Genomic DNA, 10,740 nt, shown 5'->3' with positions numbered 1-10,740 from the left:
CGGGGCTCCGCCGGCCGGAGACTGCTACCAGCTGCTGCTCGGCGTGCGCGAGCACCCGTCGCCGCGGCTCGGACGGGCGCTGATCGGGCGGGTGCAGGACGGGCCCCTGGCCGGCCTGACCGTCTACGACGCGCTGCACGACCCCCGCTCGGCCCAGCTGCTGCTGGACCGGCTGCGGCATCCGGGCACCGCGGGCCCCCTGCGCTTCGACTGCGCCCCGGACCAGCGGGTGCCCGCCGGACTGGTGCCACGGCTGCTGGACGCCGAGCAGTCCAACTCCTCGCTGGTGTACGGCGACGAGTACATCCTGAAGGTCTTCCGGCGCATCCAGCCGGGCGTCAACCCGGACCTGGAGGTGCCGGGCGCGCTGGCCCGCCAGGGCTGCCACCGTGTCCCGGCGCCCGTGGCCTGGTTCCAGACGAAGCATCCGTTCAAGGCCACCCTCGGCGTACTCCAGCCATATCTGCGGGACGCCTCCGACGGCTGGACGCTGGGGCTGAACGCGCTGGCCACCGGGGACGACTTCACGGTCCAGGCCCGGGCGCTGGGCGCGGCCACGGCGGAGGTGCACCTCGCGCTGGCGTCGGCGTTCCCCGTCGTCGGGCCCGGGGAGAACGGGCAGACGGCGGCCGCGATGACCGAGCGGCTGGACGCCGCCGCGCACTGCGTGCCCGCGCTCCAACCGTTCGTGCCGAGTCTGCGGACCGCGTTCGCCGCCCTCACCGGCTGCGACCCCGGGCCGCCCGCCCAGCGCATCCACGGCGACCTGCACCTGGGTCAGGTACTGCGGGCCGGGCGCGAGTGGTTCGTCATCGACTTCGAGGGCGAGCCGTCCCGGCCGCTCTCCGAACGGCGCAGCGCCCACTCCCCCGTGCGGGACATCGCCGGGATGCTGCGTTCCTTCGACTACGCCGCCCGGCAGCGCCGCCCCTGGCGCCCCGAGTGGGCCAGCCGCTGCCGCGAGGCCTACTGCGCCGGCTACGCCGCCCGCGCCGGCTGGGACCCACGCAAGAAACACGGACTGCTCCGCGCCTATGAGACGGACCGGGCCGTGTACGAGGTGCTGTACGAGGCACGGCACCGCCCCGACTGGCTGCCTGTACCGATGGCGGCGATCGAGCGCCTCGCTGTGAGAGGAGACTGAGCCGTGGCCCTGCGCGACACCTCAATCCCGGAGCCGTCCGGCCCCGTCCCGAGCACGACCGCCCCCGCCCTGAGTCCGCAGGACCGCGGGCGCCTGCTGGCGGGTGCCCATCACGATCCGCACGCGCTGCTGGGTGCCCACCCGGTGGCCGGCGGGATCGTGTTCCGGGCACTGCGCCCCTTCGCCCACGCGATGAGCGTGGTGATCGGCGGCAGGCGCACGGCCCTCGTCTCGGAGGGCGACGGCCTCTTCTCGGGTGTGCTGCCGCTGGACGCGGTCCCCGAGTACACACTGCACGTGGCGTACGAGGGCGGTGAGCAGGAGACGCACGATCCATACCGCTTCCTGCCCGCGCTCGGCGAGCTCGACCTGCACCTGATCCGCGAGGGCCGGCACGAGGAGCTGTGGCAGGCGCTCGGCGCGCAGCCCATGACCCACGAGGGCGTGGCCGGCACCCGGTTCACGGTGTGGGCGCCGAACGCGCAGGGCGTGCGGGTCGCCACGGACTTCACCCACTGGGACGGAACGCAGTTCCCGATGCGGTCCCTGGGCGACTCGGGCGTGTGGGAGCTGTTCCTGCCCGGCGTCGGCGAGGGCACCGCGTACAAGTTCGAGATCCACTCCCGGTACGGCCACCGCTTCCTCAAGGCCGACCCGATGGCCCGGCGCTGCGAGGAGCCGCCGAACACGGCGTCGATCGTGACGGCCTCGCACTACGAGTGGGGTGACACCGAGTGGATGGCGCACCGCGCCGACACGCCGGTGCACGAGGCGCCGTTCTCGGTGTACGAGGTGCACCTGGCGTCGTGGCGGCCGGGGCTGACATACCGTCAGCTCGCCGAGGAACTCCCCGCGTACGTCAAGGACCTGGGCTTCACGCACGTCGAGCTGATGCCGGTCGCCGAGCACCCCTTCCACGGGTCGTGGGGCTACCAGGTCACGGGCTTCTACGCACCGACGTCCAGGCTGGGCACGCCGGACGACTTCCGGTTCTTCGTCGACGCCTGCCACCGGGCCGGTATCGGCGTGATCATGGACTGGGTGCCGGCGCACTTCCCGAAGGACGACTGGGCACTGGCCCGGTTCGACGGGGAGCCGCTGTACGAGCCCGGTGACGACCGGCGCGCGGAGCACCCGGACTGGGGCACGTACGAGTTCGACTTCGGCCGCACCGAGGTGCGCAACTTCCTCGTCGCCAACGCCGTGTACTGGTGCGAGGAGTTCCACATCGACGGGCTGCGCGTGGACGCCGTCGCCTCCATGCTCTACCTGGACTACTCGCGCGAGGACGGCCAGTGGGAGCCCAACGCCTACGGCGGCCGGGAGGACCTGGCGGCGATGGGATTCCTGCAGGAGATGAACGCGACCGTCTACCGGCGGGCGCCGGGCGTGGTCACGATCGCGGAGGAGTCCACCGCCTGGGGCGGTGTGACCCGGCCGACCGACACCGGCGGGCTCGGGTTCGGGCTGAAGTGGAACATGGGCTGGATGCACGATTCGCTGGAGTACATCTCCCACGAGCCGGTGCACCGCAAGTACCACCACCACGAGATGACGTTCTCGATGGTGTACGCCTACAGCGAGAACTACGTGCTGCCCATCTCCCACGACGAGGTCGTGCACGGCAAGCAGGCGCTGGTGTCGAAGATGCCCGGCGACTGGTGGCAGCGGCGCGCCACCCACCGTGCCTATCTCGGCTTCATGTGGGGTCACCCCGGCAAGCAGCTGCTGTTCATGGGACAGGAGTTCGCGCAGGGGGCCGAGTGGTCGGTGGAGCGGGGGCCGGAGTGGTGGCTGCTCGACGACGGCTACCACTCGGCGGGCGACCACCGGGGCGTGCGCGATCTGGTCCGCGATCTGAACACCGCCTACCTGGGGACGCCCGCCCTGTGGCAGTGCGACACCCGCCCGGAGGGCTTCAGGTGGGTGGCGGTGGACTCGGCCGACGACAACGTCCTCGCGTTCCTGCGCTACGACGCCGAGGGCGGTCCGCTGCTGGCGGTGTCGAACTTCTCCCCCGTCGTGCGGCAGGACTACGGCCTGTGGGTGCCGGGTGACGTCGTCGCCTGGGAGGAGCGCCTCAACACCGACGACAGGCGCTACGGCGGCAGCGGCGTCACCAACCCGGACCCGGTCAAGCCGGAGTGCGGCCGTGTCCGTCTCACGCTGCCTCCGCTCGCCACGGTGTGGCTGACGCCGTTCGCCGTGTGAAGTCCTGTCGCCCCGGCAGGTGTCCCACCCACCTGTGAGGGGCACTGGGGGTCGTACCACCGGGAGCACCCGGTGGTACGGCGCGGCAGGGCACAGAAGGGCGGGCATCAGGTGCGCACCGTGGGAGTGGAGGAGGAACTCCTCCTGGTCGATCCGGAGACCGGGGAACCCCGGGCGCTGTCCGCAGCGGTGCTCGCCCGGGCGGAGAGGGACGACGCCGATCAGGACGTCTTCGAGAAGGAACTCCACGAACAGATGCTGGAGTTCGCCACCCATCCCCAGTCGTCCATGGAGGGCCTGCGCGCGGAGATCGTCCGGTGCCGCAACGAGGCCGCCCGGCACGCGGGGGAGATCGGCTGCACCGTGGCGGCGCTCGCCACCTCACCGCTGCCCGTCAGCCCGGCCGTCGGAGTCAACCGGCGCTACCAGTGGATGGCGCAGCAGTACGGCATCGCCACCCGGGAGCAGCTCGTCATGGGCTGTCATGTACATGTGTCGGTCGCGTCCGACGACGAGGGCGTCGCGGTCGTCGACCGGCTGCGGCCGTGGCTTCCCGTGCTGCGGGCGCTGAGCGCGAACTCGCCGTTCTGGCAGGGCAAGGACACCGGGTACAGCAGCTATCGCAGCCGGGTGTGGCTGCGCTGGCCGTCGGCCGGCCCGACCGAGCTCTTCGGCTCGGCCGAGCGGTACCACCGTCTGATCGCGGACATGGTGGCCACCGGGGCCCTCCTCGACGACGGGATGATCTACTTCGACGCGCGGCTGTCCCAGCGGTACCCGACGGTGGAGCTCCGCGTCTCGGATGTGTGCCTGCACTCCGGCACGGCCGTGCTGATCGCCACGCTCGTCCGCGGGCTGGTGGAGACCGCCGCGCGCGAGTGGCGGGAGGGCCGTGAGCCGCTCGGCCACAGTGTCAGCCTGCTGCGGCTGGCCGACTGGCAGGCCGCCCGGTCCGGTCTCTCGGGCGAACTGCTGCACCCGGGGACGATGCGGCGGATGCCCGCCGAGGCCGTCGTGCGTGCCCTGCTGGACCATGTCGAGGAGGCTCTCGACAGTACGGGCGACCTGGAGGGGGCCGGGACCGCCTGCGAGGAACTGCTGCGGGAGGGCAACGGCGCTCAGGTGCAGCGCGCGCTGATGGAGCGCACGGGGAGTCTGCGGGACGTCGTCACCGAGTGCGTCCGCCAGACGCAGGCGTGAGGCGTTCCGCCCTGCTCGGACGGCGGTTCAGAGGATGAGGACGAGGGCATAGGCCAGGAAGAACGCCGCGATCAGCACCGCGATGACGATGATCACGGCCAGGGGGCCCTTGGACCAGCCCTTGGTCGGGTTGTGCGTCTCGCGGGGCAGCGTCTCGGGCATGCTGCTCTCCGCGGGTGGGGTCTCGCCCGGCGGTACACCGCCGCCGGGTTCCAGACCGGGGGTGCGTTCGGGTTCCGGATCGGGGCTGATGTGAGTCATGCCGTCCGAGTCCCCCGATCACGCCGAGATCATCAGCGGGTCCACTTCCGAATTTTCCGACCCCGAAGGGTCCTGACTCGACTACATTCGAGCACCGCCGATGACGGTACCCGTCGGCAACGTCACACCCCGTACACGTCAGGAGCAGTGCATGCGCGACCTCGCCCTCGCTCCCCCGGCCGTGGCGCCCCTGACCGGCGGGCTCGCCGACAGCGTCTTCGAGACGGCGGACCGCGAACCTGCCCGGCCGATGCTCGCCCGCCGGGCCGACCCCGCCTCCGCGACCTGGGAGGAGGTGACGGCGATCGAGCTGCGCGATCAGGTGGTGGACGTGGCCAAGGGGCTGATCGCCTCCGGGATCGCGCCGGGTCACCGCGTGGCGATCATGGCGCGCACCCGGTTCGAGTGGACGGTCCTGTGCTACGCGCTGTGGGCCGTGGGCGCCGAGGTCGTCCCGGTCTACCCGACGTCGTCACGCGACCAGGTGGAGTGGATCCTGCGGGACGCCGGCTGTGTGGCCGTGGTCGTCGAGGACGAGCAGGGCGTCATGACCGTCGGCTCGGTGTGCGCGTCGCTGCCGCTGTTGCGCCACGTCTGGCAGCTGGACGCGGGCGCCCTGGAGGAGCTGACGGGCCGCGGGGAGTTCATCCCGATCGCCACGGTCGACTCGATGCGCCGGATCGTGCTGCCGGACTCCACGGCCGTCATCGCCTACACCTCCGGCACCTCCGGCCACGCCATGGGCTGCGCCCTCAGCCACCGCAACCTGGCCGGCCCCTGTGACACGCTGCTGGCGGGCTGGGGGCACACGGCGGCGCCGCGCGGGGAGCAGGGCTCCGTGCTCGCGTTTTTGCCCTTCTCCCATGTGTACGGGCTGATGATCCAGGGGCTGTGCGTGCGCGGCGGGCTGCTGATGGGGCACCAGGGCGATCTGAGCGGGGAGGCGCTGTCGTCGGCGCTGCGCACCTTCCGGCCCACGTACCTCTACGCGGTCCCGTCGGTCCTCGAGAAGATCTACAAGAACTTCCTGCGCACGGCTCAGCAGGGGGGTCACGGCGGACTGTTCGCGCGGGCCGCGGAGACGGCCCGGGACTTCGCCGCCGCTCTGGAGCGCCAGCGGCTCGGCCGCGGCCGCGGGCCCGGCTTCGACCTGCGGCTCCAGCACGCCCTGTACGAGCGCACGGTGTACCGCAGACTGCGAACGGCGCTGGGCGGGCGGGTGCGGCGGGCGACGTCCGGCGGCTCACCCCTCAGCCGCGATCTGTCCCTCTTCTACGAGGGCATCGGCATCTACGTGCACGACGGGTACGGCCTGACGGAGACCGCCGGCGGGGTGACGATGCAGCCGCTCGGCCGGGAGAAGTCGGGGACGGTCGGGCAGGCACTGCCGGGCATGGAGATCCAGGTGGCCGAGGACGGGGAGATCCTGGTGCGCGGTCCGTCGGTGTTCCAGGGGTACGTGGGCGACCAGGCCGCCACCCGGGCCGCGCTGCGCGGCGGGTGGCTCGCCACCGGGGACCTCGGGCGGCTGGACGCGGAGGGCTATCTGACGATCACCGGCCGCAAGAAGGACATCATCATCACCAGCAGTGGCAAGAGCGTCGCCCCGCTGGCCCTGGAGCAGCGGCTGCGGATGCATCCGCTCATCCACCAGGCCGTGGTCGTGGGGGACAACCGGCCCTGTGTCGGCGCGCTGATCACGCTGGATCCGGAGTTCCTCGCGCACTGGCGGGCCGGGCTGGCGCTGCAGGGCGAGATGCGGGAGGCCCGCGAGGAGAACGCGCTGCGGGAGGAGGTCGCGCGGGCCGTGGCCGCGGCCAACAGCGTCGTGTCACCATCGGAGTCGATCCGGGTATTCCGGGTGCTGCCGGAGTCGTTCGACGTGACCAACGGGCTGCTCACGCCGTCGATGAAGCTGCGCCGGGACGAGATCGTGCGGCACTACGCTTCCGAGATCGACGCGATGTACCAGTCACGTCGGCGCCCAGGGCGGCCGAGTACCCCGGACGAACCGTCGAACTGGGACGATTCCGACAACGTGTTCCGCTGATGGTGCGGCCGGACGCGTAGGCCCCGTCCACTCGGGAACACGCAACAGTGGCGACGCATGAGAAAGGACGACAGCCCTGACGACAGCCCTCGCTGACGCCCGGGCCGGAAAGGCGATATGTCAACCGAGCCGCGTGGGGACGACGCCCTGACCTCCGAGGAGATCCCGAGCCGCACGAACAGCTTCGTGGGCGAGCCGCATGACGTGACAGGCGCGCGGCTGGCCGCGGAGGAGTTCTTGCGTGTTCTGGCACGCTCCTCCCCGCCCTCTGCCCCCGAGTACTGGGACGACATACTGCTGGTGGTGACGGAACTGGCCGCCAACGCGGTCCAGTACGCCCCGGGCCCGTTCGCCCTGCGGATGCGCCGGACCTTCGACGGGGTGCATGTGGTCCTGCATGACACCAGCACCACGGAACCCGCCCCTCGCCCCTTCGATCCGCGCAGCGGCGGCGGGGGCATCGGCTGGCACCTGATCCACACGCTGTGCGACCAGGTGAGCGTGGTGGCCGACGACCGCGGCAAGGACGTGCACGTGTTCTTGCCCTGGTGAGCTTCTCACCGTGGTGAGCCGGGAGCGGCACGGGCGCGGCGCGCCCGTGACCGGCTCAGACCGAGGCCGTCTCGCGCGGCGGCAGCCGGTCGTAGTAGTCCCCCACGGCCCGCAGGTACTCCCGGTCCCTCGTCTCGCTGTCGGTCTGGAAGCGGGGCGCCGCCTTGGCGTCTCCCCTGCTGCAGGCCAGTGTGACCTTCCTCCCCTGTGTGTCGATGCCGGTGACCACGCCGGCCGGTACCAGGACGCTGCGGCCGAACACCCAGACGCCGGTGTCGACGACCAGGTGCCGCATGTCGTGCGGGGCGGCCTCCCGGTCCACGTGCCCGATCGTGCCGTCGGTCGCGGCGACGGCGTAACCGGTCAGGTCCTGCCCCTCGGTGTGACCGCTGTCCGGCGCGTACGACCAGATTCTGTCGATGGCCACGCTGCTCCATCCTCCCTGGCGATGTGCTGATCGCGATTCCTCCGGCGGACGCCTCGCGCCCGACCCGTTCCACAGCAGCAATTACCCTGCTGCCGCAAGCGCATTCGGCGCACACACCTGCGACCGCGGGCGACTTCCGGCGGGCCGGTCCCGACGATGTTCGGATGACGGTGCATGGAGGGTGGCTTCCGGGGTAATCGCGGGGGCGCGGTGACATCCGAAGCCCGTCAGTGAAGGGAGACGCATGAGAATCGGCATTCGAGTCCGGAGAACGACCGGGATCCCCTCGCACCGCGGTCATCCCCAGAGGTGACCAGCCCAGGCCGTAGCACTTGTTGGAGGTATCCGTGCCCCTCGCCCAGAACCCGCTGTCCGTGGAAGTACAACTGCCCCGGGAGGACGTGGCCCTGATCACGGTCGACGGCTACCTGGACGTCGACACCGCGACCGAGTTCCAGGCCCATCTGGCCAACCAACTCCACCACGGCCGACGGCATTTCCTGCTCGACCTCTCGTCCGTCCCCTTCATGGACTCGTCCGGGATGAACATCATTCTCCGGGTGTACCAGGAGACCCGTAAGACCGAGGGCAGTGTGCACGTCATCAGCCCGACGCCGGCCGTGCGGCGCATCCTCGATCTGACCGGTGTCAGCATCACGGTGCCCATATCGGAGAGCCTCGACGAGGCCCTGGCCCGTGTGGACGCGGGGGCCGACCTCCCGGAGGAGCCGAGCGTCTGACGGTCCGGGTGCCCTTGGGCACGGCGTCGGCGAAGACCGGGGCCCGGTGCCCTCGCTCCGCCCTGCCCGGACGCCGAATCCCCCTTCGCTCGCCGGGAACGGCGGGCGCCAACCGCCGTTTCCCTGAACCGGATCACTTGCACCGGAGCAGGTGTCGTGCGAGGTCGGCACATGGATAGAGTTGTCGCCCGGCAAGTGTCACATCGCCGTCTCGTTGCCAGAAGCGGGCTCGGTCGACGCAACGCGGATGAGGAGAGAACCAGGTGCCGGAGCACGAAACGGACGGACAGCTCGCCACGCCCACCGAAGAGGTCAGGGATTTCCTGCACCGCCGACATGAGCAGATCGCCCAGCGGTGGGCGGACGAGCCCCTGTTCCGCACCGTGTTCACCGTCTCGCGCGACGAGGCGGTGGAAGCGGGCAAGGTCATCGTGGACGCGCTGGCCCAGGTGGCCGACTCGGGCCAGGTGGAGGACCCGGACGCCGCCGGATTCAGCGCCGTGCGCGAGCAGCTGGGCCGGATGGGGGCGGCCCGCTCCCGTGCCGGGCTGTCCAACACCCAGATCTCCAGCGAGCTGGCCGCCCTGCGACCGCCCGTGGAGAACCTGCTGGCCGCCGATCTGGAGCAGGCGCAACCCGAGCACCTGCGGGCCTGTTCGACCGCGCTGACGGTGCTGATGGGCACTCTGCGGCTGGTGGCCATGCAGACGGCGCTGAGCGAGTGGCAGGCGCTCAGCGACCGGCAGCGGATGCAGCTGATGGAGGTGGCCACCCCCGTCATCCGGCTGTGGGACGGCATCGTGGCCGTGCCGCTCATCGGGACGCTCGACAGCGCCCGCAGCCAGATCGTGATGGAGACGCTGCTGAACGCCGTCGTCGAGCAGCACGCGCGGTTCGCGATCCTCGACATCACCGGGGTGCCGACGGTCGACTCGCTGGTGGCGCAGCACCTGATGAAGACGGTCGCCGCGGCGCGCCTCATGGGCGCCGAGTGCATCGTCTCGGGCATCCGCCCCGCCATCGCGCAGACCATCGTGCATCTCGGCCTGGACCTGGACGTGATCACCCGTGCCAGCCTCGCCGACGCACTCGGGTACGCGCTGCACCAGCTCGGCGCCGACATCGTGAACTCGGGTGCGGGTCAGCGGTGAACGAAGACCACCTCCGTCCCGTGACCGGCCATGTGCCGGTCCTCCGGCTCGGCGACGTCCTGCTGGTCACGCTCCAGGGGGACCTGCACGACAGCACGGCGCAGCAACTCCAGCAGGACCTCTCGGAGACCATCTCCCGTACCGGGGTACGCGGGGTCCTCATCGACATCTCCGGTGTGGAGATCGTCGACTCCTTCCTCGGCCGGGTGCTGGCCGAGATCGCCGCGCAGTCCAAGCTGCTGGCCGCGCGCACCGTGGTGGCCGGGATGCGCCCTGCGGTCGCCATCACCCTGGTCGAACTGGGTCTGACGCTGCCGGGGCTGAGCACCGCGCTCAGTACCGAGGCGGGCATGGAGCTCCTCGCGCAGCAGGCCCCGGTGACCCGTCCCGGCAGCCCGCGTCAGGAGAGTCCGTGATGCACACCGCCGCGGGCGTCGAGGCCTGCCTGCCCATCCGGTCGGACATGGACCTGGTGTGGGTGCGACAGCACGTACGGCAGGCCGCTGCCCGGCTCGGCTTCGGCCTGGTGGACCAGACCAAGCTCGTCACCGCGGCCAGCGAGCTGGCCCGCAACACCCTGGTGCACGGTGGTGGCGGACAGATGGACGCGACCCAGGTCGGCAGGGCGGGTGCGCAGGGGCTGCGGCTGGCCTTCACCGACGAGGGGCCGGGCATCGCCGACCTCGACCTGGCGCTGAGCGACGGCTACACCTCCGGCGGCGGCCTGGGGATGGGGCTGAGCGGCGCGCGGCGGCTGGTGCACGACTTCGACATCGACACCACGCCGGGCTCGGGCACCACGGTGCGGGTGACCTGCTGGGTGGGCCGGCCGCCGCGTCCGCGCGGGGAGGTCTGATGCCGCGCGTGTGGGACGTGCCGGTGCGGGACTCGACCCGGGTGCGCGACGCGCGGGTCGCGGCGGAGGCCGCCGCCGCGCTGGCCGGGCTGGACCAGCCGATCGCCAGCGCCAGTCACAAGCAGGAGATCGTCAAAGCGTTCGCCGA

Annotated in this window: 11 protein-coding genes; 9 read left to right on the top strand and 2 right to left on the bottom strand. The window is 71.4% G+C overall.

The window, feature by feature from the left end; translation table 11 throughout:
* The 3 genes from ABZ281_RS20325 to ABZ281_RS20315 form a co-directional block, all read left to right on the top strand.
* Positions 1 to 1,144: maltokinase (locus tag ABZ281_RS20325; RefSeq protein WP_356657349.1), on the top strand; the 1,144-nt coding region annotated here is incomplete at its 5' end.
* A gap of 3 nt (positions 1,145 to 1,147) precedes the next feature.
* Positions 1,148 to 3,355 (top strand): 1,4-alpha-glucan branching enzyme, encoded by a 2,208-nt coding sequence (gene glgB, locus ABZ281_RS20320; protein ID WP_356657347.1) that lies wholly within the window; start codon positions 1,148 to 1,150, stop codon positions 3,353 to 3,355.
* A 111-nt stretch (positions 3,356 to 3,466) separates the two neighbouring features.
* Positions 3,467 to 4,555 carry a glutamate--cysteine ligase gene (locus tag ABZ281_RS20315; RefSeq protein ID WP_356657345.1) on the top strand — a complete coding sequence of 363 codons (1,089 nt, stop codon included), beginning with the start codon at positions 3,467 to 3,469 and terminating at the stop codon, positions 4,553 to 4,555.
* Between the two features lie 27 nt (positions 4,556 to 4,582).
* Here the strand turns inward: ABZ281_RS20315 and ABZ281_RS20310 are convergent, their stop codons facing one another.
* Positions 4,583 to 4,816 (bottom strand): DUF6480 family protein, encoded by a 234-nt coding sequence (locus ABZ281_RS20310; RefSeq protein ID WP_356657343.1) that lies wholly within the window; start codon positions 4,814 to 4,816, stop codon positions 4,583 to 4,585.
* A gap of 151 nt (positions 4,817 to 4,967) precedes the next feature.
* Between ABZ281_RS20310 and ABZ281_RS20305 the strand changes: the two genes are divergently transcribed.
* Together ABZ281_RS20305 and ABZ281_RS20300 are read left to right on the top strand one after the other, a co-directional pair.
* Positions 4,968 to 6,866 (top strand): AMP-dependent synthetase/ligase, encoded by a 1,899-nt coding sequence (locus ABZ281_RS20305; protein ID WP_356657341.1) that lies wholly within the window; start codon positions 4,968 to 4,970, stop codon positions 6,864 to 6,866.
* A 117-nt stretch (positions 6,867 to 6,983) separates the two neighbouring features.
* Positions 6,984 to 7,418, top strand: coding sequence for an ATP-binding protein (locus ABZ281_RS20300; RefSeq protein WP_356657339.1), 435 nt, complete (start codon positions 6,984 to 6,986; stop codon positions 7,416 to 7,418).
* 55 nt (positions 7,419 to 7,473) lie between these two features.
* Here ABZ281_RS20300 and ABZ281_RS20295 read toward each other — a convergent pair whose 3' ends face one another.
* On the bottom strand, positions 7,474 to 7,845 hold the full coding sequence (locus ABZ281_RS20295) for a PRC-barrel domain containing protein (protein WP_356657337.1): 372 nt from the start codon (positions 7,843 to 7,845) through the stop codon (positions 7,474 to 7,476).
* Positions 7,846 to 8,192: 347 nt separating this feature from the next.
* On the opposite strand from ABZ281_RS20295, the gene ABZ281_RS20290 reads away from it, so the two are divergent.
* The 4 genes from ABZ281_RS20290 to ABZ281_RS20275 all read left to right on the top strand — a co-directional run bounded on the left by ABZ281_RS20290 (position 8,193) and on the right by ABZ281_RS20275 (position 10,592).
* Positions 8,193 to 8,585: an STAS domain-containing protein gene (locus tag ABZ281_RS20290; RefSeq protein WP_356657335.1), complete on the top strand. Its 393-nt coding sequence runs from the start codon at positions 8,193 to 8,195 to the stop codon at positions 8,583 to 8,585.
* Positions 8,586 to 8,848: 263 nt separating this feature from the next.
* Positions 8,849 to 9,736, top strand: coding sequence for an STAS domain-containing protein (locus ABZ281_RS20285; RefSeq protein ID WP_298552696.1), 888 nt, complete (start codon positions 8,849 to 8,851; stop codon positions 9,734 to 9,736).
* Positions 9,733 to 10,152 (top strand): STAS domain-containing protein, encoded by a 420-nt coding sequence (locus tag ABZ281_RS20280; protein WP_356657332.1) that lies wholly within the window; start codon positions 9,733 to 9,735, stop codon positions 10,150 to 10,152. Before ABZ281_RS20285 ends, ABZ281_RS20280 begins: the two co-directional genes overlap by 4 nt.
* A complete protein-coding gene (locus ABZ281_RS20275) occupies positions 10,152 to 10,592 on the top strand; it encodes an anti-sigma regulatory factor (RefSeq protein WP_356657351.1) in 441 nt (146 codons plus the stop codon). The genes ABZ281_RS20280 and ABZ281_RS20275 overlap by 1 nt, the downstream gene beginning before the upstream one ends.
* Positions 10,593 to 10,740: the final 148 nt, after the last annotated feature.

Source organism: Streptomyces sp. NPDC006265 (assembly GCF_040613555.1).
In the GTDB taxonomy this organism is placed as follows: domain Bacteria; phylum Actinomycetota; class Actinomycetes; order Streptomycetales; family Streptomycetaceae; genus Streptomyces.
Note: the sequence above shows the minus strand (reverse complement) of the source record. Positions and strands in the feature narration are given on the sequence as shown.